Genomic DNA, 22,289 nt, shown 5'->3' with positions numbered 1-22,289 from the left:
TGTCTCACCTTCCTTCACATTCCGATCGGCAGGCGCAGCTGGAAGTCCGCCTTGGGGGACGCCAACTGCTCCGCTGTTACAATCTTGCCCTGCACGATATTAAATATCTGTTCCCGGAACAGCCCTGTTCCTCCTCGCAGGCCGTCGCTGCCAAACGTGACTACAATATCCCCTTCATCCTTCTTGAAGGAAAGGAGCAGGGAACGGCTCTCCCCCTGGGCCGCAAGCCCTCCGAACTGGCAGGCCCTGACCGTCTGCATAATTACCGAGGTCAGCTCATCTCCGGCTTCGGGCGTCAGCTTGTCTCCAAGCTGCAATCCTTCTTCCACCTCGATGTCCAGCTGCAGGCTGCCGCCCACGGTGCGGAAGGATTGCAGATAGAAGACCAGCGAAGGAATGCCGAGCTTGGATATCCGGCTGTCCAACTCAATGCGTTCTTTTATTCTTTCCACACACTGTACCGATTTATCAGGCTTGCCCAGCTGAATATACCCGTACAGCACCTGGAGATCATTCATCCAGTCATGCCGGTGATGATTAAGCGTCCGGATCGCCGTCTGCTGCAAAATCCGCTCTTGCGTCCGAAGTTCCCGTTCATAATGACGGCGGACTGCCAGGATGCTGAATAAAGCGGCCGCCGCGGCCCACACGCCAAGCAGAAGGCATGTCCAAGGCGTCGGCCATACACAGGCGAACCCCAAGGGAAACGCTATCGATAAAACCGCCGCGCCTATTGCGCTTTTCCAGGATTTCATACTGTCTACCCCGTTCCTTACGTTCGCAAATTCTTAACGCTCTACCGCAATCAGACCCGTTCATGCCTACCCAGTATACCATAGGAATTCCCCCGGGTTCATCAACAAGCCGCGAGAATTTCCCTATCCGGCAAAAAAGCCTCCGGCGCTCATGCCGGAGGCTTTACTAGCAATTATAGTCCGTAAGCTTACGCTTCCAGTGCCGCCGCTACCGGAGCGACGTCTACCGGGTAGACGCTCACTCTCTTGCGATCGCGGCCCAGACGCTCGAACTTCACAACGCCGTCCACTTTGGCGAACAAAGTATCGTCTTTGCCGATGCCTACGTTCGTGCCGGGGTGGATTTTCGTTCCACGTTGACGCACCAGAATGCTACCGCCTGTTACGGCTTGACCATCGGCGCGTTTCACGCCAAGACGTTTCGCGTGGCTATCGCGTCCGTTCTTTGTGGAACCTACGCCTTTCTTCGATGCGAACAACTGGAGATCCAATTTCAACATGTTGTCTACCTCCTTCTTTAAAGAATAACTTCTTGTATGTGAATATACTTCCTGTACGTTTCAGCAATACTCTTGAGCATGACCGTCATGGATTCAAGAAGCAGCTGCACTTTGGCCGCCGTTTCCGGGTCCTCGACAGGCACCAGCGTTGCGCTGAGAAACCCGTCTTTCACGGAAGAATCCAGCACGACTCCGGTTAAGCTCTCGATGGCATTGACGGTTCCAACCGTGACAGTCGAAACGCCCGCGCATACGATGTCTTTGCCCCGTCTGCCATACTCGGCATGGCCTTTCACGGCAAAACCGACGATCGTTCCTTGAGAGGAATTCCGTGTAATCCGCACGTTAATCATTAACGCACCCTCTTACGCTTGAATCTTCTCAATCGTTACTTTCGTGTAAGGCTGACGATGGCCTTGCTTCTTATGGTAGTTCTTCTTCGGTTTGTATTTGTAAACGACAACCTTCTTACCTTTACCATGCTTCTCAACCTTCGCCGTTACGGAAGCGCCGCTTACGAGCGGAGTTCCCGCCGTCAGACCGCCTTCGTTCGATACAGCCAGGACACGGTCAAACGTTACGCTTGCTCCGTCTTCCGCGTTCAGCTTCTCGATGAACAATACGTCGCCCTCTTGAACTTTGTATTGCTTGCCGCCAGTTTCGATAATTGCATACATTGGTTTTGCACCTCCTCATGTCTCAGACTCGCCTGGTCCAGGTGGCTCTCCCTTCCGGAATCGCGCTTGATTACCCGATCGGAGCGGTTACAGCATGTGCAGGCAAATAAATAAACCAGACACATACTTATAGATGATAGCATGGGGACCTGGAATAGTCAACGTGGATATGGCATATAAATATTTACCAAGATATATACCGGTTATTCCCGTCCGCGCTTCCATATCGGCGTTCTTCCTGTGCCTCCGCAGCATTCGCATGGGCGGGTGGAGAACTCCATGACGTCATGCCTCACTTTCTTTCGCGTCATCTCAAGCAGTCCGAGCCTGGTCCAACCGAGAATATAGGTCTTCGTCCGGTCGCTGCTGACCGTGCTTTCGAGCCGGGCTACCACCATTTTACGATGCTCTTCCAGATCCATGTCGATGAAATCGATGACGATAATGCCGCCGGTATCCCGCAGCCGGATCAGACGTCCGATTTCTTCGGCGGCGACCAGATTGGTACGCGTAACCGTCTCCTCCAGCGACGCGCCGCCCGTATATTGAGCCGTATTGACATCAATTACGGTAAGCGCCTCCGCCTCATCCCAAATGAGGGTTCCTCCGCCGTCGAGTGTGATTTTGCGGCTAAATCCGCGCTCCAGCTGCTCTTCCACCCCGTATGCGGCAAAAATCGGCTCGGTTCCGGTATACAGCTCCAGCGGCCTGTATCCTTCCGGAGATATCTCGCTCAAGAATGCCTCGGCCTCCCGCGCAGCCTGCGGGGAGTCGATTCGCAGCTCGTCCCGCCGGGGATCGAACGTGTCGCGGATGAACCGCTGAACGATGCTGAGATCGCGGTGCAGCAGCGCAGGCGTCTCCGCCTTACGGGCGCGGCGCATAATTCTCTCCCACTGCCCCCGGAGCAGAGCCAAATCTCCTTCCACCGCTTCGGATAGCTCGTCCTCGGACACGGTGCGCATAATCAGCCCCTCTTCGTTCTTCCGCAAGCGTTCGGCCAGCACTTTCAGCCTGTTCCGCTCGGACTCGCGCCCGATTTTTTTGGACACCCCGATGTATTCCGCAAAGGGCATGTATACCATCCAGCGTCCGGGGAGCGTGTAATGGGTCGTCACCCGCGCGCCCTTGTTTCCTCTCGGCTCTTTTCTGACCTGAACAATAATCTCCTGCCCCGGCTTCAGCAGCGTATCAATCGACGGCTTTACTTTGGGCTGCTTCTCCAGGTGCGGATGCAGTACATCATCTACATATAGAAAGGCGTTCTTTTTCTGCCCGATATCGACAAAAGCGGCCTGCATTCCAGGCAGCACATTCACTACCCGTCCTTTGTAGTAGCTGCCGACCAGTCCCTGCTGCTCCTCGCGCTCTGCGGCATATTCCACCAGTCTTCCCTTCTCCAGAAGGGCCATCCGTGTCATATGCTGCGAACAGTGAACGATCATTTGTTTCATGGCGTCACCTCTGGTACACAAAAATTTCCCGATTTCCCCAAGCGGATGAACGGATAACGCCAAAAGCAGCCTGCTTCAAATTCCAAAATAGGACGAGAGCAGACGTTGCTCCGGCACAACCGCCATCACGCCTCCTTCGGCGTCGAGCACATAGATCAAATGATACTGGTGCCGTTTAAATAGACGCAGGATGTCATCCAAAGGTTTCGCAAGCGGAGCAACAATCGGGAGGGCAGGCGTGCCTTTGTCCATATGTTGTTCATATATAGCCCCCCGATTCATGAGAAAAACCATAAACCGGAAGGGAAGATTTCGGTGATCCGTGATATTGGAGTAGAGCAGAAAGACGGCGATCATCAGCAGGTTAAGCCGAATTCCTCCGCCGTTTCCCAGCGGCAGCAGGGCGTACACAGCCGTCAAGGCGCTTGCCAAAATACTGATTCTCCCGCACCACAGCAAAGTCGAGTAATACGGCGCCTGAAGGCTTACCGCAGCCTGTACGATTCTCCCGCCATCGAGCGGCAGGATAGGCAGCATATTGAACAGGGCGATGATGAGATTCGCTTGAATGAGATAGGTCATATAAGCGTCGCTGCCCCAGCCAGCTTCTTTCAAAGCCCACACGAAAGCGATCATCAGAATGTTCTGAAACGGCCCCGCAAGCGCGATGCCGATTTCCCGGAAGGCGGTCAGCTTTCCATTGTCTTCAATGACCGCGACTCCTCCGAACGGGAGCAGCTGCACCGATTTGACGGTGGCTCCGGCAAGGATCGCCGCCCAGACGTGCCCCAACTCGTGGACGAGGACGATGGCAAAGAGCGTCAGCAATTCGAGAAACTGCCCGGTAAGCACGGAAAGCAGCATGATGATGACAAACAGCGGGTGCAGATAAAAGGAAATGCCCCAGACCCTAATCAAAACCGATCTCTTCCGCCGGATCGATATATGCCTTGTCCCGCATTACCGCAAAATAGAGCAGCTTCGGCGAGGAGCCGTTCTTCCCCTCCATCCATCCGACGGTATCCCCGCCCTGCACCCAATCGTCGGCTTTCAGCTTCGTACCGTTTAAATGTCCGTATTCGGCGGTAATTCCTCCGCTGTGCTGAACGGTTACCCGGATGCCCCCCTCCGCTTCTCTTGAAACGGACAGCACTCTTCCTATGTCAATGCTTTTGACTACCGCGCTCCCGGCTTCACCCTCCGCTGGCATAATTTCAACGCCTTTTAGCGTAGAGGCAAAGGGGCTGACAATGCTTCCCGCAATAGGAGGAGACAGCCTGTGAGGCGCGGTTGCTTTCCGCGCCGTCTCCTCGCCGTCCCCGAACATCGGGATAAACGCCGGGGCGCCGTCAAAATACCGGTCATACCACACACGGACAGCAGTAAAGTCCATATCTTTGCTCAGAGCGCCGGTAATGAAATCCTGAGCGCGGTAAGCCCATGGCTGCCGCACCGCAAAGACGCCCCATACCGCGCCGAACACAAGCGCGCTGATTATTGTGCGCCGGATAAAGCCGGACAGGAAACGTGGCTTCGGCCGTTCCCGTTCTCCCTCCCCGTTCCAGCCGCGATGCCGCTCCTTCCACAGCTTCTCGGGGTCAGGCTCAGCTCCCTCTCCATGAAGAAATTGGCGCCATTCTTCCGAATTCCCACGATCCGGTATGCTGAATTGCGGGGATTTAGCGAAATCCGGCTGTTCTTCCTGCATATGGCGGATATGCTGCTTGCGGTGATCTCCTGCGATTGTCTTGTGACCCATATCGATCCCTCCGGCGGGCTTGTTTAGTACCATCATATGAAGGAATGCGGTCATTTTAGAACAAGCGCCTGTCCCTGCGAGGAGGACACGTATAAGTGCTTCCTGCCGAAAACGCGAAGAGCGCCTTCCGTCCCCAGGACGCAACAAACAGCCCCGGACAACGACGAAGGAACGCGTGTCCGGGGCTTGCTTTTGTTGCCGGCGGCATCAGGCTAACGCCTTTGCCGTTATCCAATGCCGAAAAACTTCTTCAGCTTTTTGAATGCGCCGGGCTTGCGGTCCAGCTGCATCAGAGGAACAGCATCGCCCAATATGCGGCGGGCAATATTGCGGTAGGCGATCGCTGCCCCCGAATCCGGGTTCATGACGGTCGGCTCCCCCATATTGGCCGCCTTGATCACCAGCTCATCATCCGGCACAATCCCGATCAGATCGATATTGAGCACCTGCAGAATATCCTCGACATCCAGCATATCGCCGGATTTAATGAGCCCGGGCCGGATGCGGTTAATAACCAGCTTGGGGGATTCCACTTCGGACTGCTCGAGCAGCCCGATCACCCGGTCGGCATCGCGTACGGCCGCATGCTCGGGAGTCGTTACGACAATCGCCTTGTCGGCGCCGGCAATCGCGTTGCGGAAGCCGTGCTCGATTCCCGCCGGGCAATCGATCAGAATATATTCATATTCCTTCTTCAGTTCCAGTACGATGTCTTTTACCTGTTCGGGGGTGACTGAAGTTTTGTCCTTCGTCTGCGCGGCCGGGAGCATGTACAGTTCTTCAAACCGCTTGTCCTTGACCAATGCCTGACCAAGCCGGCAGCGGCCCTCGGCGACATCCACCAAATCGTAAATGATCCGGTTCTCAAGCCCCATAACTACATCCAGATTTCGCAACCCGATATCCGTATCTACGAGACATACTTTTTTCCCCTGCAGCGCAAGCGCGGTTCCAATATTAGCCGTAGTGGTTGTCTTGCCCACGCCGCCTTTGCCGGAGGTAACAACAATCGCTTCTCCCATGAGGCTACACCCCTTTAAACACATTTAAATCCCGACGCAGCTTGACGATGTTGTGTATTTTGTCGATCTTCATCACACCATCCGACAAAAATGCGAACTCCATACTGCTCTCCCGGGTTTCCCATTCGTCCGGGGGGCGGCTAATGATCTCGGCTATGCGAAGCTGGGTCGGAGCCATCACGGAAGCTGCGATAACCGCTTCTTCATTGCCCTCCACTCCAGCGAAAACCATGCCTCTCAGCGCCCCGAGAATAAAAACATCTCCCGTACAGGCAATCGTACCGCCGGGATTCACATCTCCGAGAAAGAGAAGGTCTCCCTTATGATTCAGCACCTGACCGGACCGAAGAATCCCGCTCATCACGTAGAGCGAGCTTTCATTCACGGGTTTCGGGGCATTCTGCGCCTCAATCGAACGGATCAGCAGGTTGCCCGGTCCACGCAAAATCTCAAGCACCGCTTCCTTTTCTTCATCGGTCACCAAGCGGCTGCCAAGTTTGATATCCACATGCATGATCGGTCCGGTTAAAATATTTTGATGACTGTGCTCCAGCTTGTAACGAAGCTCGCCAAGCAGCTCTTCAAAGGGACATTTGTCGTCTAGCAGGAAGACCAGGCCGTCCTTGATGCCTTTTATCCGTACATGCTTGGATACTACTGTCATTTGCCCCTCCCCCCATTCTCCATTCATTCGTGCCTGGCCCCTAAAGTTCCTGCTTGTACAAGCGAGAAATTAGGCCAGCCTTACTCCTTCTCTTCCTTGCGCGTCTCGTTCCCCAGCTTCTCAAGCTGGCGCCGGACGGGGATGTACAGCAGAAGTCCAAGGACAAAATGAACAAGCATGGTAGGCAGCATATAGGCCAGCAGCGCCCAGTCGTACGGCTCGCTGTTCAGCTTGAAAATGCTGTAAATGCCGAACAGGATGCTGTCTTCGAGCCAGCTTCCCAGCAGCACAATCGTCATCATAAGCGGCAGCGGAGCCCGCGGCGTCTGGAAGATCAGTCCGATCAAATAGGCTGACAGGCCCATGGCAAAGGAGTGGGCTCCGATGATTCTTCCATAAAATACAATATCATGAAGCATGCCAAAGCTTAAACCAAGCAGCAGCGCGGTATGCCGGTGACGATATACGGCAACAAAGAGTATAACAATAAAGACCAGATTCGGAACAATCCGCATTTCCCAGGAGTCCGGTATAACCCAGGGCAGAATAGTACCCTGAAGGACAAATAGCAGAAACAGCACCAGAATGAGAGTAGACCTGCGCCCGTTCACTACTGCTCCTCCTCGGGAGTGAAGACGACAAGCAGGTTCTTCCAGTCCTCGAATTCGGCCGCAGGCTTAATGATCGCGGTTTTGGTCAACCCCTCCCCGATCTCAACGCTCTCAACTGTACCGATAGTCAGTCCCTGCGGATAGAGACCGCCGATTCCGGAAGATATAATCATATCCTCTTCGGCAATCGGGTCCTTCTCGTCAATCCGGGTCATAATGAGACGGCCGGTCTTCTGGTCGTAACGCTCGACCATGCCAAAGGTTTCGTTGACCTTGCCGAATGCGGTGGCGGCGATCGGCGGCTGTGAATTGGGATCGCTGCTGTCCATCATGGTCAGAAGCTTGACGGTCGACGTAAATTTGCTTACTTGGCTGACAATGCCGACCAGCCCCTTCTCGGAAATGACGGACATGTTCGGCTTGACGCCGTCCCGGGCCCCCAAATCAATGACCAGCGTATTATTGCTTGGCTCCGTTGTCAGGCTGACAACCTGAGCATAATGATACTCATAGTTATACTTGTTGCTCTGCGATTTGGTGAAAAGCAGCAATTTTTCGTACTGCTCGACTTTGGCTGCAATCAAGTTATACTGAACCTTTTCCCGCGTATATTGAGCGGCGATGATCTTGAGCCGCTCGTTCTCCTCGGCCAGATCCTTAAGGTTGCCGATATCTTCAAAGAAGCCCGCTATGTATCCAGCGGGCTTGTAGAACACATTTTGCACAAAACCGGTTGTGTCCCTGACAAAATTTTCGGGCCATGACAGCGACTTTCTTGTTCCGAGGGAAAAGCCCATGACCACAATAAAAAGCACCAGCGTAATCAACAGTATGAACAGTCGCTTATTGCTTAACAGCTTAAACAGTTTCAACACCCTCTAACAACCGTTTTTCTCTCCCACCCCAGAGGTTCCCGTCGTCCTGCGATCTACCGCTGCAGCTTACCGTTTCGGGCGAAAGGATGCGTTGCTGCGGGTCTTGAACAGATGGATATTCTCCAGCGCCTTCCCCGTTCCGATCGCTACGCAGTCAAGCGGATTCTCCGCCACGATAACGGGCATGCCGGTCTCGCGAGCCAGCAGCTTGTCCAGATTCCGCAGCAGCGCCCCTCCGCCGGTCAGAACAATCCCGCGGTCCATAATGTCTGCGGCAAGCTCCGGCGGACATTTCTCCAGTGTCACCTTTACCGCTTCGGTAATGGCATTGACCGTATCGGCCAGCGCTTCGGAAATCTCGTCCGATGTGATGGTGAGTGTCTTTGGAAGTCCTGTCACAAGATCCCGCCCGCGGATTTCCATCGTCTCCGCCTTCTCCAGCGGCAGCGCGGAGCCAATATCCATCTTGAGCTGTTCGGCCGTGCGCTCCCCGATCATTAGGTTGTACTGGCGCTTGATGTACTGGATAATCGACTCGTCCATCTCGTCTCCGGCCACGCGTACGGACCGGCTGGTCACAATGCCGCCCAGCGAAATAACGGCAACCTCCGTCGTCCCTCCGCCGATATCGACAACCATGCTGCCCGTCGGCTCCCATACCGGCAGATCGGCGCCGATCGCGGCAGCGAACGGTTCCTCGATAATATAGGCCTCGCGGGCTCCGGCCTGTCTCGTCGCATCCTCCACGGCGCGCTGTTCCACGGCGGTGATCCCTGAAGGCACGCATACCATGACGTTCGGATGGCGCTGAAATACGGACCGCTGCTTTTGAGCCTGACGGATAAAGTATTTAATCATGGTCGCGGTGGTGTCGAAATCGGCGATGACCCCGTCCTTCATGGGGCGGATTGCCCGGATGTTCCCCGGCGTGCGGCCGATCATTTTTTTGGCCGATTCGCCCACAGCTTCAATCGTCTTCGTATCGGTGCGGATCGCAACAACGGAAGGCTCTCTGACCACAATGCCTTTTCCGCGGACGTAAACCAGTGTATTTGCTGTTCCCAAGTCAATTCCCAAATCCTTTGTAAAGCCACCTAACATGCTGTAAACTCCCTTTCCCTGTCAAAGTGCGTCGTTTAATGTTACATAAGTCCTTGTTCCTTCATGCTGACAAATCCGTCATCGCCGATAATCAGATGGTCCAGTACGTCAATTCCGACAATCTCGCCCGCCTCAAGCAGTCTCCGGGTCAGGGCAATATCCTCCGGACTCGGCGTAGGGTCGCCGCTGGGATGGTTATGCGCGCATATAATGGAGGCGCTGCTGCACTTAATGGCCGCCCGAAACACCTCTCTTGGATGCACGATGGAGGCGTTAAGACTGCCCATCGAAAGCGTTTCCTGCGCGACCACATGATTTTTCGTGTTCAGAAACAGACAGACAAAATGCTCCTTCTGCAAATAGCGCAGCTGCTCGGTCAGAATGTCCGCCGCATCATGCGGGCTGCGAATTGTAACCGGCTGGTTCAGCCGAGAGTTCGACATTCGCCGTCCCAGCTCGATCCCGGCCTTCAGCTGTACCGCCTTGGCGGGCCCGATACCCTTGATTTCCATCATTTCTTCAATGCTAAGGTCGGCCAGACGGCGAAGGCCGCCTACCTGTCCCAATATACGCTGCGCCACATGGATCGCCGACTCCCGGCGGGTTCCCGTCCGCAGCAGAATAGCCAGCAGCTCGGCCTGGCTGAGTGATTCCGCCCCATACTGCATCATGCGCTCTCTTGGTCGTTCTTCATGGGGAAGGTCTCGCAGCATAAACGTTGACGATTCCATCCCTGATCTCTTCCTTTCAGCCCCTGCATAAGCGATACGGCTGTATGACAGTAATAATGATCGAATATGTTTGCGTAACGCGCCCGAAATCCCTTCAGGCGTCGCAGTTATCTTATACCCTCAACCATTATACGGGTAAAGCCAGCTCAATACAAATTATAAATCCGACCAGGTGAGGAACCGCTTCAAGTGATTTCTTAAGTCATTTCGCCGCATCTTTTCGTACAAAATTTTTCTCTCTTTGAGGTGGTTGAGCTATTCCCGGGTCTTGGGCGAAGAATACGAAAAAACGGCCGCTTACTGCCTGGCATGAGTTGCTCATTCTTGCGTGAATGATCCTTTAGCAGCAATTTTTCCCGGACATAAAGACTAACTCCTGTCGAAATATATCACATCAACGCAGCTTTTGACCTCCTGACGCAAAGCCAGGCGGAAAGTGAGTAAGTGCCGCCGTGATCCGGGGCAATAGTAATAGGACTTCGGTGTAGTGCCTTACGCCTTTAACGGATTGATGCCAAATTTCAGCAGCATCCGGTAAAGGAGGTTTAACGGAAGACCCATAATACTGTAAAAGTCACCTTCAATCTTCTCGATAAAAAGTGAACCCATGCCTTGCACGCCGTACGCTCCGGCCTTGTCAAGCGGTTCGCCCGTCTTAATGTAGCCGTCGATTTCCCCGGCCGACATCGGCCGGAACGTCACGCGGCTCTCCGTATAGCCAAATATAACCGCAGGCTCTCCATTGGGTGATTCGGAAACGACGCGGTATTGACCAATACCGCCGAGCCGCACCGCGCCGGCAGCCTCCCTGTCATCGATTCCCGGCTCATCCGGTGCGGCGGAGCATGGAGCCGTCATTTTCACCCAAGCGGCTTCTGCCAACTCAACCTGCCGGAAGATATCACGGTTCACGCCATGTCCTCCCTTGATGCAGGCCACTCCCGTAAACACCTTATGGCTCCTGCCCTGCAAGGAGAAGAGCATATCCCTGGCTTCCTCCGGGCCATTCGGCTTGCCGAGAACGCGCCCCTCCAGCACGACGATCGTATCGCTTCCGAGTATGACGCTGTTCCGTTCACCCGCAAGCGGAAGAACCGCTTCCGCTTTGCGGAGCGCAAGAGTGGTTGCAATTTGTTCAGGCTCCCATTCAGCCGGAAAGCTCTCGTCAGCATCGCTCGGGATAACGTCAAAGGATAGTCCCAGTAAAGATAAAAGCTCCCGGCGGCGAGGCGAACCGGAAGCAAGAATAATCGGAGTTATGCTGTTATCGTTCACGTCGGTAATGTTCCTTTCTATGTTGAGAAATGCTTACTTCCTGCGGTACAGCCACACGGCGATTATAATGCCGATCAGGCTTAGCATGCACAATTTCAGCTTGATGGTTACGTCATAGGAAATGATATCCAGATCGGCTTGCGGCGACCATTTAATCAATGTGGACTTTGTCAGGAAGGACAGAGCCTTGACCGGCTGCAGAAGCTTCGCTACCCAGGCGCCGACCAGCCAGCCCAGAATCATATAGAGTACAAGCATACCTATATTTCTCTTCTTCATCAACCGTCTTCTCCCGTCCGCCTGTGACATCCCCATCATTATACGGTGAAAATACAGCGAGTACAATGCACGATCCGGCACGGGAGACAAGACCCGTGCCGGATCGTGGCAATGCTCCTATCCTTGGCAGACTGGCGCTTATCCTTGCTCCATGGCCGCCAGCAGCCGTTTCTGGCCGCCGAGCATATCAAGCATCGCGGCCTGTACCTCCCACAACAGGCCCTCCGCCTTGCTCTTGCTGTATTCGTTCATAGCCGATACGCCCCGGCTTACCGACCTCTCCAGCTCCTTGGCGGCAGCCTGCGCTTCCGGCGGCAGTCCGGCCTCCAGGCCCTTCACCGCTTCTGTCCACTGCAAATGCAGGTCGCTTACTTTGGCGGTGTCCGCAGCCGGTTCTCCGCCGAGCAGCGAGGCGGAGAGGGAACCAAGCTCGCTCAGCAATTGGCCGCTGGTATTAAAGTACCGCGTAACCGTATCGCCAGCCCCGCCAAACGCAAGCCGGCTCTCCGGGGGAAGAGACACTTCCTTGACGTATAAATCGATACCCTGCTCCTTCAGCCTGTTGCCGAGAAGCTTCGCCTGCTCCCTGTCGGGCGACAGTCCGGCGTACACCCGGTTGCCTCCGTCCGGGTCAAGCCCTGCCGCCAGCCCGGCATTCGCCAGCTCTTGCCGCGCCTCAGCCGCTCCTTCCGGCGTGCTGAACACCCCGTATTGGAGCAGGTAATAGCTCTGACCCGCTACCTCCACCGTAACCGCCGGAGCACTTGCGGTATTCCCCGCAGCATTCTGCTGCGAGGCAGGGCCCGGCGTCGCAGCACCTCCGGAACCGCCATCATCGACTCCGCCGATAAACGTCAGCGCGGCATAGCCCAGCAGTACACCGATGCCGATGGCTCCGATAACCGAAGCCGGGAACTTCCACCAGGAGGAATTACGCCGTGTTGTGTAGTATCCGCCACCGTCTTCCGGCCCTTCCGTGCGTTCCCGCCGGGGGCCGCCTGATGCCGGGCCTCCGCCTGCGGTATACGACGGAGATCCGTAATCGAACCCGGCATAGCTCTCATCGGCTTCCGTCTCTCCGGCCCGCAAATCCTCTCCAGGCCGGGAACGGAGGAACGCATCCCGCAGAAGCTCGGTGTCTGTCTCCCGCGCTCCTTCGGCTGACGGTCCAGGCGTCCATTCGGTGATCGGTCCCGTGCCCGGCCCGCCCGGATCGCCGGCAATACCCTCTCTGTCCGGGATGATGGTAATGTCCCATCGATCATCGGCAGGACCGCCGCTCCGCGCTCCATCCGGATCGCCTTCCTCAAGCCCTATATCGTGAGATGCGCCTAGACCCGCAGTTTTCCTTTTATAATTGTATGCCTGCTCCAGCTCCTCCAGCCGATATTCCCGGTCCTGCATTCTGTCCCAGGGCGAAGCAGGGCCAAAGCCGCCGCCCTTAAGGCCTCCCCCGCCCGTCCGCCGGGCCTCGTCCAGACTGTATACTTCGGCGCGCTGCTCCTGCTTCGTCTTATCCGGCCCGGATTCCGGCTGAAGCTCTTTCGGCTTGTCCTTTCCGGCATCGAACCGGAACGTCATTCTTCCGTTACTCAATCCGTCCACCTCACCTTGTCCAGTCTATAAGACAAGATATGATAGAAGATAGGGAAGTATGCTTCCGTTTAAAAGAGCCGCCCCATAGAAAAGCTGCCCCGTCAATGAAACCCGGGACAGCCGCTCTGTTCAAGAATTATATATTATCCGCTCTGTATAATGGCTTATTACAGGAAGACCATGCCACCGTCAATCAGCGGCGATTGACCGGTCATATAATCTGAATCGGGACCTGCCAGGAAAGAAACAAAGGCGGAAACATCTTCAGGAGTCGACAGGCGTCCGAGTGCGATTTTGCTGCCGAACTCCTTGGTTGCTTCGCCTTCGGCTTCTCCCTTGGAGCTTGTGATTTGTTTATCGATGGAACCCCACATCGGAGTCTGGACGATGCCGGGGCAATAAGCGTTTACGGTGATCCCGTATTTCGCAAGTTCCTGGGCGGCGGTCTGCGTCAGAGAACGAACCGCGAATTTCGAAGCGGAGTATACGCTGAGGCTGGCATTGCCGACATGCCCGGCCTGCGAAGAAGCGTTGACAATTTTGCCGCCATGACCGAGTTCCTTCAGCTTGGCCGCCGCAGCCTGAATTCCCCAGACAACGCTGGCCACATTGATATGAAATACTTTGTCCAAATCTTCAATCGTTACTTCTTCAAGCATTTTCACCGGCGCAATACCGGCATTGTTGACAATAACATCGAAGCCGCCCAGCTTCGCTGCCGTTTCCTCGACCGCAGCGAATACTTGATCCCGATTCGAGACATCGGCTTTCAGCGCCAGGGAGCGACCACCCGCCGATTCAATTTCTCCTGCAACTTTCTTTGCGTTATCCTCATTCAAATCCACTACAGCAACAGCAAACCCGTCTTGACTGAGTCTGAGCGCAATGGCCCGGCCTATCCCCTGTCCTCCACCTGTCACCAACGCTACTTTCTCGTCAACTCTACCCATTTTCGTGCATCTCCTTTGTGATATATAGTTAGAACCAATAGATAGCACGGCAAACGATTAGTGATTTTGCCTTTATTCACTATAGCATAACTTCCATAAAAATCCAGAATAATGGGCGCGTTTTCAGAAAAACCTCATAGATTTTTCAAACAATATTAACAAAATAACCAGGGAGAGGAGAGAAAAAATGGATGGCTATTCAAGCGACGCTCGCTGCCGGCTATCAAGCCGCAGGTATCTACTGGACAGCAAATGGCTCCCGAGCTTGCCCGGAGGGCAAACAGGGGACGCCCGCATTACTCCGGCCAGCGGCTTCGCACCACCCGGTTTCTTCCGCCCTGCTTCGCTTCGTAGAGCGCCGCGTCGCTGAGCTTGTACAGCTGATCGAGCTGCGCGCTCTTGGTCGGGACGAGAGTAATCACTCCGATACTGACCGTATATTGGAGAGGATGGCCCTCAATACGCGAGCTCATAATCGCTACTCTGAGCTGCTCCGCTTTTCGGCTGCTCTCCTCCTCGTCCGCTCCCGGAAGCAGAAGCGCAAATTCTTCGCCTCCATACCTCCCGAACAAGTCCCTCGGGCCCAAGTAAAACTCAACGGTAGAGGCGAAATTCTGGAGAGCCCAGTCGCCGGTAACGTGCCCGTAATTGTCATTAACCTGCTTGAAATGATCAATGTCGAGCAGAAGAAAGGATATCGGCTCACTCCGCTCGGACGCGGCCGCAGCGGCAAGCTGGGCCCTGTCAATAAACGCCCGCCGGTTCAAAATCCCGGTCAGCTCATCAACATCTGCCATCCTTCGGAGCGTCTCATACGACCGTTCCCTTGAAAGCAGAACAAAGCCCGCCATCCCCAGAATCATAACCAGAAAAATGGTGATATAGTAGATCTGCTGGACAAGCCCCGGCGAAAATATATTCATATCGCGTCCCGAGAAGAATGCGGCGAAAGCGCGGGCCAGCATGATGAATGCAGCTGCGGCGTAAATAACCCCCATAACCGTCTGAAGCAGCGAGCCACCCTGGTTCGCAATGAAGCGGTAAGCCGGGAAAGCAATAAAGAATACGGCCCAGAGGGAAGTAGAAGCGATAAGGAGAGTCTCCGAATGATAAAAAAAGTATATGAGTCCATAGCTTAAAATGCTCAGCGCCGTGATGACCGCGTAGTAACGCCTCGCCTTTACGCCAAATGCGCCCGATATCATCAGCAGGGCGACCACCTCAAGCCCCCCGCCTCCAAGCATCAGCACATTGCTCAATAGAATCGCCTGCGGTCCGGGAAGGCAGCCCCGGATCATGACCAGCAGCCAACAAGCAGACTGCAGCCATTTTGAAACAATAAACAGAGAGCTTGCTGTATCCCTGGGAGAGCGGTAACGGTACGCAGCGATAAGCAGCACCATAAACACATTTCCGAGTATTAGCGTTATTAATAACGTCCTTATGTCCAGCTGATAATCCATACGTTCACCACCAATATATGCGCAAGAATCGTTCCGTCCATTTCAGGTTGTTGATGGTTTAGCACGGGATAGCTGCAATCATTCCCAAATAATATTAGTAAAATAGTAGCACACCACAATGACTGAAATCTGTCGATTTATAGGAGATAACCGAATATTTTGTGAAAAAAAGACACATCTCTTCCAAAAATCATGAAGAGAATGCGTCTTTTGCTGTGCGGTGGCAGGGCTGCGACACAGTCCGCTCTATTGCGAGGCCCCGCGCTTTCTCAGGTTATCCGCAAGCGCGTAGCCTACCTTGTAAATGTCGCCCGCCCCCATGGTGATGACAAGATCGCCGGGAGCCAGACGGTCCCGTAGATCTTCAAGCACATCTTCCTTGGTCGGCAGATGGCGCGCTCCGGAGTTGCTGTTCCGGGTGATCAATTCCACCAGCTTGGCGGAGGTTACGCCCTCGATTTGCTTCTCGCCCGCCGGAGAGTAAATGTCGGTGATGATCACCTCGTCGGCCTCGCCGAAAGCGCGGCTGAATGCGTCAAGCAGGAAAAAGGTCCGTGTATAGCGCTGCGGCTGGAAGACGGCGATAATCCGTTTGCCGGTCGCTTTGGCCGCGCTGATTGTCGCCTGGATCTCCGTCGGATGATGGGCGTAATCGTCAATAACGAGAATGTCGTCCGCCTCGCCCAGCACTTGGAAACGCCGCTTGGCCCCGTTAAATTTCACGATGGCCGAGGCGATGGCCGCGAATGGAATGCCCGCTTGCAGACAAACGATAATCGTGGCCATCGCGTTGTACACATTATGCTGGCCGGGCACCGACAGCTCGACCCGTCCGAGCGCCGCGCCCTTGTGATTCATTGTAAACGTTACCTGGCGGTCGCCAAGCGCAATATCCGTCGCGGTGTAGTCCGCCGCCGAGCAGATGCCGTAGGTCGTCACATTCGCCTTGATCTTGGGCAGAAGCGAGGTGACGGTCTCGTCGTCCGCGCAGACAATCGCCGTGCCGTCCTCGCGCAGTTGGTTCATGAACTGCGCATACGCGCTCTTCAGGCGCTCGAAATCGCCGCCGTAATTCTCCAGATGATCGGCTTCGATGTTCGTGACAATCGCAAGCCATGGGTGATACTGAAGGAAGGAGCCGTCGCTCTCGTCCGCTTCGGCCACTACGAACTCCCCTTGGCCTGCCTTGGCGTTGGTGCCGACATTCATAATTTCCCCGCCGATAATATACGTAGGGTCAACCCCGCATTCTTCCATCACAAGAGCGATCATGGAGGAGGTCGTCGTCTTGCCGTGCGCTCCGGCGACGGCGACGCCCTTGCGCTGGTTAAGCAGCCGGGCCAGCATTTGCGAACGGTGCAGAATCGGTATATTCAGCCGCTCCGCTTCCACCCGCTCCACATTGTCCTTCGACAAAGCCGTGGAATAGACGACGAGATCGGCGCCCTTCACCTGCTCCGCCGTATGGCCGATGTATACCTTCGCGCCTTTGGCAATCAACTTCTCCGTAAGTTCCTGAGCGGCCACATCAGAGCCTGTTACCGTATACCCCATCTCCAACATGACGCGGGCAATAGCGCTCATCCCGTAACCGCCGATTCCTATAAAATGAACTCGTTCCGTAGTATCCAACAGTTTGTCACCAGCCTTTTTCAGAATCGGGTTGCCGCAAAAGCGCGCTCCGCACATCTGCGATCAAATACAGCGTACCGGACACAAGCGCCAAATCGTCGCCGCGTGTGATTGACTTCAGAAGCTGCAGCGCTTTGCCCCAATCATGTTCTACAATGATTTGCAAATGCTCCTTGGCATACTTCTTCCTCAGACTCTCCGCAATGAGCCGAAGATGCTCCGCGTCCATTTTCTTCCGGAAATCCGGTTCGGTTAGGATAAGCGTATCCACTATAGGAAGTATATGCTTGAAGTAGGATTCATGATGCTTGTTCGACAGCATACCCATCAGTAAATTTAATTTCCGGTATTGATAGAACTTTGGAATGCTTGATGCCAGACTCTCCGCTCCCTCCGGGTTATGGGCGCCGTCAAGGACAATCCGCGGACTTCCCGGAATCTCTTCCAGTCTTCCGGCCCAGAACGTATGGCGAAATCCGGCGAGCACATCCTCGTCATCAAGAATGAACGCCATGTATTGACGCAGCACCTCCAGAGCCATCATGGCTCCGGCCGCATTGGCGAGCTGATGCTCTCCTTTCATCGCGATCGCGATATCCAGTGAGCGGAAGGGGCCCTTGAAGGTAAAGGTCTGCATACCTTCCCCGATTCCTCTGCTCTCGTACGCAAATTGCTCTCCCGCCAGATACAGAGTCGCCTTGCAGGACAATGCCCTGGCTCTAAGCATGGAGACGGCCTCCGGCTGGGAGACACAGCTGACGACGGGAACGCCGGGCTTGATGATGCCCGCTTTCTCGAAGGCGATCTTCTCCAGCGTATCGCCCAGAACATCAGTATGGTCATAGCCTACATTTGTAATGATGGAGACGATAGGAGTAACGATATTCGTTACATCCATCCTTCCCCCAAGGCCTGTCTCCCATACGACCACATCGGGATAGCAGACCTCCGCATAGTACAGAATGGCAAGCGCCGTCGCCACTTCGAACATGGTTGGGGAACCGAGCGGCGTTGCCGCGATTTCCTCCACCAGCGGATGCAGGCGGTTCGCAAGCGCCGTCAGCGTTTCTTCGGGGATGTCCTCGCCGTTATACTGAAACCGGTTCGTGAACTTCGTAATATACGGCGAAGTAAATGTCCCGACGGAATATCCGCTCTGCTTCAGCACCGAAGTGAGAAAGGCGCAGGTCGACCCCTTGCCGTTCGTTCCCGCGACATGAATAAATTTTAGCCGGCGGTGAGGCTGCCCGAGTCTCTCCATCATCCGCTCGATCCGCTCAAGTCCGGGACGGATGCCGAACGGGATGAGGCTGTTGATCCAGTCCACCGCTTCGCTGTATGTGTGTAAAGGGGCGGCAGCGCCGGCCCCATTGATCTCTTCCATATCCGCTATCCTCTCAGCTCCGCGATACGGGCCAGCACTTTCTCGCGTTTGGCCGAGTAGTCGGCCTGCTTGGCCCGTTCCTCTTCGATGACTTTAGCCGGCGCCTTGGCCACAAAGCCGGGGTTGCCGAGCTTTTTGTCCACGCGCTCCACTTCGCTGTTCAGGGTCTGCACTTCTTTTTCCAGACGGGCGATTTCCTGCTCAATATCAATCAGTCCGGACAACGGAAGCAGCAATTCCGCACCCGTAATCACGGCGGACATCACCTTCTCCGGAGCCTCAGGATGGAGGCCCGCCTCGAAAGAGGATGTACCTGCGAAACGGCTGATGTAGACATTGTTGCGCTCAATGATGGCCAGCGTCTCTTCGCTTCCCGCCTTGACGATCAGCTCGACTTTTTTGCTCATCGGCACATTCACCTCAGCCCGGATATTCCGAACCGCGCGGATCAGGTCCATCAAGAGGTTCATTTCCGCTACCGCATCCGGATTCTCAAGAGCGGCGTCGTACTGCGGCCATGCGGCCAGCGTAATCGTCTCGCCTTGATGCGGCAGATGCTGCCAGATCTCCTCGGAGATATAAGGCATGAACGGATGAATCAGGCGCAGCGTGCGGTCAAGCACATAAGCCAGAACGGACTGCGTGCTGCGCTTGGCCTCGGCGTCGCTGCCATACAGGGACAGCTTCGCGAACTCGATATACCAGTCACAGAGATCATCCCAGATGAAATTGTACAGAAGACGTCCGGTCTCGCCAAAATCGTATGCATTAATGAGACGCGAAATATCGCGGGAAGTTTCGTTCAGACGGTGCAGAATCCAGCGGTCGGCGGTGCCGAGCTTGCCGGAAATATCGATATCTTCAAAGGCTACGCCCTCCAGATTCATCAGCGCAAAGCGCGAGGCGTTCCAGATCTTGTTCGCAAAATTACGCGCCTGCTCGACCTTCTCCCAGCGGAAGCGCAAATCCTGCCCCGGCGTGCTGCCCGTTGAAATCATAAAGCGCATGGCGTCAGCGCCGTATTTCTCGATAACTTCCAGCGGATCGACGCCGTTGCCGAGCGACTTGGACATCTTCCGTCCTTCCGCGTCGCGGACAAGTCCATGTATCAGCACATCCGAGAACGGCTTCTCGCCGGTAAATTCCAGCGCCGTGAAGATCATCCGCGCCACCCAGAAATAGATGATGTCGTAGCCCGTTACAAGCACATCGGTCGGATAATAGCGTTTCAGATCCTCGCTGTCATCCGGCCAGCCAAGGGTCGAGAACGGCCACAGGCCAGAGCTGAACCACGTATCGAGCACATCCTCGTCCTGCTTCAGATCGCTCAGGCCGCTGATCCGGCGCGCTTCCTCTTCGTCGCGGGCGACAACCATCTCGCCGGTGGATTCGGAATACCAGGCCGGAATGCGGTGGCCCCACCACAATTGCCGGGAAATACACCAGTCGCGCACATTTTCAATCCAGTGCAGATAAATCTTCTCGAACCGGTCCGGCACGAAGTTCACGCCGCTGCCGTCCTTTTGCGCCTGAATCGCCGCTTCGGCGAGCGGCTGCATCGCGACGAACCACTGTGTCGACAAGTAAGGCTCGACCACGGCTCCGGAGCGCTCGCTGTGCCCCACCTGATGAACGTGGTCCTCAATGGAGATGAGCACGCCCTGCTCTTTCAGGTCGGCGACAATGTTCTTGCGGCATTCGCTGCGGTCCTGACCCTGGTAAGGCCCCGCTTCGCTGTTCATCGTGCCGCTCTCGTCCATAACGACGATCTGCGGCAGATTGTGGCGCTGGCCAACCTCGAAGTCGTTCGGGTCGTGGGCCGGCGTAATCTTCACCGCGCCGCTGCCGAACTCTTTTTCCACATACTCATCCGCAATAACCGGAATCTCGCGGCCCACAACCGGCAGGACCAGTGTCTTGCCGATCATGTCCTTGTACCGCTCATCTTCCGGATGCACCGCTACCGCCGTGTCCCCAAGCATCGTCTCCGGACGGGTGGTCGCTACGGTAATGAAGCCGCTGCCGTCCTTCAGCGGGTAACGCAGGTGATAGAGATGCCCGTTAACTTCCTTGTATTCGACCTCAATGTCCGACAGAGCCGTGCGGGCCGCGGGGTCCCAGTTAATGATTCGCTTGCCGCGGTAGATCAGGCCCTTCTCGTACAGCTTGACGAAGACCTCGCGAACCGCCTTGGACAGTCCTTCGTCCAGCGTAAAGCGCTCGCGGCTGTAATCGAGCGACAGGCCCATTTTCGCCCACTGCTCATGGATCGTTGCCGCATACTGGTCCTTCCAGTCCCATACCTGTTCCAGAAATTTCTCGCGGCCGAGGTCATAACGGGAGATGTTCTGCGCCCGCAGCTTCTGCTCCACCTTGGTCTGGGTCGCGATGCCCGCATGGTCCGTTCCCGGCAGCCACAAGGTATCGTAGCCCTGCATCCGCTTCGTGCGGATCAGAATATCCTGCAGCGTAAAATCGAGCGCATGCCCGATATGCAGCATTCCCGTTACATTCGGCGGCGGGATTACAATCGTGTACGGCTTCGCCTCCGGACGCTGTCCGGCGCGGAAGAAGCCCCCCTCCATCCAGTAAGGATACCATTTCTGCTCTGCCGCTTTGGGGTCATAAGTGGTCGGCATCTCGGTCTTGGCGCCGCTTCCTGCCAGTGTTCCTCCGTTCTCTTCAAGTTCCGGCTGCTGCGCCGGCGTCAATTGATCTTGTTCTGCCATAGCTTTCTACCTCCGTATTTGTCTAACTGTCAAGCGAGGAAACTTGCTGTCGCCGCCCGTTCCGGGGACGGAACCAAAATACAAAAAAGACCCTCCGTCCTCAAAGGACGAAAGGTCATTCTTTCGCGGTACCACCTTTGTTTCGCGTTATCCACCAGAATAATGGCGGAGCCGGCACACTTACGAATACCCGGCCGACAATACGCGACACTCCATGCAGAAATAACGGCCTGCGGCCGGCGCGCTCTAACTCCATGGCCGTAACAGCCAAATGAAGCTCAAGCGGGCGACTCCGGGGCGACTTCGGCTGGCTGCATCCTGCGGAAGCTCACAGCTGTTGCATTCCACTCTCTGAAGGGCTGACCGCCTACTCTTCCCGTTCCCAGTCTTTGAAGAAGTATAGCTTAATACCTTCCATAATACAGTTTGAGTCCGGCGTAGTCAACCGGAAGACGGTCATAACAGGACAGCCGCTGACGAATTTTGACGAAAAGTATCTGCCGGGCATGCGGGCTTATTGGAGTCCCGTCATTTTGTAAACGTTGCTCCGGGGGTCCATCTATTTGAGATTGACTTTGGCGCTTCACCATGGCTCAGTGTCTAGAAAAGTAAGCAATCGGCGGCTTGCAAAAGAGCTAATCGACAATTGATTCGGCAATCGGCGGTTTACAAAACAGTAGTCAGCGATCGATTCGCAATTGACTCAGCAATTGACTCGGCAATCGGTGGCTTGCAAACAGTAGTCGGCAATTGATTCGGCAATTGACTAGGCAATCAGCGGCTTACAAAACTGCTAAAGCTCTTAGGCCCCCCAATTAAACTGGAGTCTCCC

21 protein-coding genes and 1 other annotated feature are annotated in these 22,289 nt (G+C 55.2%); all 21 genes read right to left on the bottom strand.

Translation table 11 applies throughout. The features are described from left to right. Window positions 1-14: 14 nt before the first annotated feature. The gene (locus L692_RS31180) at window positions 15-755 is read right to left on the bottom strand and encodes a Spo0B domain-containing protein (protein WP_025700191.1); all 741 of its coding nucleotides are present in this window, start codon (window positions 753-755) and stop codon (window positions 15-17) included. Window positions 756-943: 188 nt separating this feature from the next. Further along, window positions 944-1,255: a 50S ribosomal protein L27 gene (gene rpmA, locus L692_RS0112120; protein ID WP_025700190.1), complete on the bottom strand. Its 312-nt coding sequence runs from the start codon at window positions 1,253-1,255 to the stop codon at window positions 944-946. A gap of 17 nt (window positions 1,256-1,272) precedes the next feature. Next, window positions 1,273-1,608: a ribosomal-processing cysteine protease Prp gene (locus tag L692_RS0112115; RefSeq protein ID WP_025700189.1), complete on the bottom strand. Its 336-nt coding sequence runs from the start codon at window positions 1,606-1,608 to the stop codon at window positions 1,273-1,275. A 12-nt stretch (window positions 1,609-1,620) separates the two neighbouring features. Beyond that, a complete protein-coding gene (rplU, locus tag L692_RS0112110; protein WP_025700187.1) occupies window positions 1,621-1,932 on the bottom strand; it encodes a 50S ribosomal protein L21 in 312 nt (103 codons plus the stop codon). A gap of 14 nt (window positions 1,933-1,946) precedes the next feature. Then, window positions 1,947-2,031 (bottom strand) — a sequence feature (ribosomal protein L21 leader region). 104 nt (window positions 2,032-2,135) lie between these two features. Then, window positions 2,136-3,386, bottom strand: coding sequence for an Rne/Rng family ribonuclease (locus L692_RS0112105; protein WP_025700184.1), 1,251 nt, complete (start codon window positions 3,384-3,386; stop codon window positions 2,136-2,138). A 75-nt stretch (window positions 3,387-3,461) separates the two neighbouring features. Further along, complete coding sequence (locus L692_RS0112100; RefSeq protein ID WP_025700182.1) at window positions 3,462-4,304, bottom strand: M50 family metallopeptidase; 843 nt, start codon at window positions 4,302-4,304, stop codon at window positions 3,462-3,464. After that, window positions 4,297-5,145 (bottom strand): M23 family metallopeptidase, encoded by an 849-nt coding sequence (locus tag L692_RS28600; RefSeq protein WP_025700180.1) that lies wholly within the window; start codon window positions 5,143-5,145, stop codon window positions 4,297-4,299. Before L692_RS28600 ends, L692_RS0112100 begins: the two co-directional genes overlap by 8 nt. Before the next feature lie 227 nt (window positions 5,146-5,372). Then, window positions 5,373-6,167, bottom strand: coding sequence for a septum site-determining protein MinD (gene minD / locus L692_RS0112090; protein WP_025700178.1), 795 nt, complete (start codon window positions 6,165-6,167; stop codon window positions 5,373-5,375). Between the two features lie 4 nt (window positions 6,168-6,171). Further along, window positions 6,172-6,831, bottom strand: coding sequence for a septum site-determining protein MinC (locus L692_RS0112085; RefSeq protein ID WP_025700176.1), 660 nt, complete (start codon window positions 6,829-6,831; stop codon window positions 6,172-6,174). Window positions 6,832-6,911: 80 nt separating this feature from the next. Continuing rightward, window positions 6,912-7,442, bottom strand: coding sequence for a rod shape-determining protein MreD (gene mreD / locus L692_RS0112080; RefSeq protein WP_025700175.1), 531 nt, complete (start codon window positions 7,440-7,442; stop codon window positions 6,912-6,914). After that, window positions 7,442-8,317: a rod shape-determining protein MreC gene (mreC, locus tag L692_RS0112075; protein ID WP_025700174.1), complete on the bottom strand. Its 876-nt coding sequence runs from the start codon at window positions 8,315-8,317 to the stop codon at window positions 7,442-7,444. Before mreC ends, mreD begins: the two co-directional genes overlap by 1 nt. Before the next feature lie 66 nt (window positions 8,318-8,383). Continuing rightward, entirely contained in the window at window positions 8,384-9,418 is a 1,035-nt protein-coding gene (locus tag L692_RS0112070; RefSeq protein ID WP_025700172.1) for a rod shape-determining protein, read from the bottom strand. 41 nt (window positions 9,419-9,459) lie between these two features. Beyond that, window positions 9,460-10,149 (bottom strand): RadC family protein, encoded by a 690-nt coding sequence (gene radC / locus L692_RS0112065; RefSeq protein WP_025700170.1) that lies wholly within the window; start codon window positions 10,147-10,149, stop codon window positions 9,460-9,462. Between the two features lie 492 nt (window positions 10,150-10,641). Next, window positions 10,642-11,424 carry a Maf family protein gene (locus L692_RS0112060; RefSeq protein ID WP_025700168.1) on the bottom strand — a complete coding sequence of 261 codons (783 nt, stop codon included), beginning with the start codon at window positions 11,422-11,424 and terminating at the stop codon, window positions 10,642-10,644. 33 nt (window positions 11,425-11,457) lie between these two features. Further along, window positions 11,458-11,703: a DUF4321 domain-containing protein gene (locus tag L692_RS0112055; protein ID WP_025700166.1), complete on the bottom strand. Its 246-nt coding sequence runs from the start codon at window positions 11,701-11,703 to the stop codon at window positions 11,458-11,460. A 138-nt stretch (window positions 11,704-11,841) separates the two neighbouring features. Beyond that, complete coding sequence (locus L692_RS30640; RefSeq protein WP_156940413.1) at window positions 11,842-13,299, bottom strand: SPOR domain-containing protein; 1,458 nt, start codon at window positions 13,297-13,299, stop codon at window positions 11,842-11,844. Between the two features lie 167 nt (window positions 13,300-13,466). Then, window positions 13,467-14,249, bottom strand: a complete 783-nt coding sequence (locus L692_RS0112045; protein ID WP_025700163.1) for a (S)-acetoin forming diacetyl reductase — start codon at window positions 14,247-14,249, stop codon at window positions 13,467-13,469. 296 nt (window positions 14,250-14,545) lie between these two features. Continuing rightward, complete coding sequence (locus L692_RS0112040) at window positions 14,546-15,712, bottom strand: GGDEF domain-containing protein (RefSeq protein ID WP_025700162.1); 1,167 nt, start codon at window positions 15,710-15,712, stop codon at window positions 14,546-14,548. Between the two features lie 246 nt (window positions 15,713-15,958). Continuing rightward, window positions 15,959-17,344: a UDP-N-acetylmuramate--L-alanine ligase gene (gene murC, locus L692_RS0112035; protein WP_025700161.1), complete on the bottom strand. Its 1,386-nt coding sequence runs from the start codon at window positions 17,342-17,344 to the stop codon at window positions 15,959-15,961. Window positions 17,345-17,351: 7 nt separating this feature from the next. Next, the gene (locus L692_RS0112030; RefSeq protein ID WP_025700160.1) at window positions 17,352-18,728 is read right to left on the bottom strand and encodes a bifunctional folylpolyglutamate synthase/dihydrofolate synthase; all 1,377 of its coding nucleotides are present in this window, start codon (window positions 18,726-18,728) and stop codon (window positions 17,352-17,354) included. A gap of 5 nt (window positions 18,729-18,733) precedes the next feature. Further along, entirely contained in the window at window positions 18,734-21,367 is a 2,634-nt protein-coding gene (locus L692_RS0112025; protein ID WP_036723384.1) for a valine--tRNA ligase, read from the bottom strand. Between the last annotated feature and the right edge of the window lie 922 nt (window positions 21,368-22,289).

The sequence above is a fragment of the Paenibacillus forsythiae T98 genome, from assembly GCF_000520735.1.
Lineage (GTDB): Bacteria > Bacillota > Bacilli > Paenibacillales > Paenibacillaceae > Paenibacillus_AQ > Paenibacillus_AQ forsythiae.
The sequence above is the reverse complement of the archived record's forward strand: the minus strand, read 5'-3'. Positions and strand labels throughout refer to the sequence as shown.

Bases quoted from the DNA above. Each gene is read 5' to 3' on its own strand.
- L692_RS31180 (WP_025700191.1), bottom strand. From the start codon at position 755: ATGAAATCCTGGAAAAGCGCAATAGGCGCGGCGGTTTTATCGATAGCG.
- rpmA (WP_025700190.1), bottom strand. From the start codon at position 1,255: ATGTTGAAATTGGATCTCCAGTTGTTCGCATCGAAGAAAGGCGTAGGT.
- L692_RS0112115 (WP_025700189.1), bottom strand. From the start codon at position 1,608: ATGATTAACGTGCGGATTACACGGAATTCCTCTCAAGGAACGATCGTC.
- rplU (WP_025700187.1), bottom strand. From the start codon at position 1,932: ATGTATGCAATTATCGAAACTGGCGGCAAGCAATACAAAGTTCAAGAG.
- L692_RS0112105 (WP_025700184.1), bottom strand. From the start codon at position 3,386: ATGAAACAAATGATCGTTCACTGTTCGCAGCATATGACACGGATGGCC.
- L692_RS28600 (WP_025700180.1), bottom strand. From the start codon at position 5,145: ATGGGTCACAAGACAATCGCAGGAGATCACCGCAAGCAGCATATCCGC.
- minD (WP_025700178.1), bottom strand. From the start codon at position 6,167: ATGGGAGAAGCGATTGTTGTTACCTCCGGCAAAGGCGGCGTGGGCAAG.
- L692_RS0112085 (WP_025700176.1), bottom strand. From the start codon at position 6,831: ATGACAGTAGTATCCAAGCATGTACGGATAAAAGGCATCAAGGACGGC.
- L692_RS0112070 (WP_025700172.1), bottom strand. From the start codon at position 9,418: ATGTTAGGTGGCTTTACAAAGGATTTGGGAATTGACTTGGGAACAGCA.
- radC (WP_025700170.1), bottom strand. From the start codon at position 10,149: ATGGAATCGTCAACGTTTATGCTGCGAGACCTTCCCCATGAAGAACGA.
- L692_RS0112055 (WP_025700166.1), bottom strand. From the start codon at position 11,703: ATGAAGAAGAGAAATATAGGTATGCTTGTACTCTATATGATTCTGGGC.
- L692_RS0112045 (WP_025700163.1), bottom strand. From the start codon at position 14,249: ATGGGTAGAGTTGACGAGAAAGTAGCGTTGGTGACAGGTGGAGGACAG.
- L692_RS0112040 (WP_025700162.1), bottom strand. From the start codon at position 15,712: ATGGATTATCAGCTGGACATAAGGACGTTATTAATAACGCTAATACTC.
- L692_RS0112030 (WP_025700160.1), bottom strand. From the start codon at position 18,728: ATGGAAGAGATCAATGGGGCCGGCGCTGCCGCCCCTTTACACACATAC.
- L692_RS0112025 (WP_036723384.1), bottom strand. From the start codon at position 21,367: ATGCCGACCACTTATGACCCCAAAGCGGCAGAGCAGAAATGGTATCCT.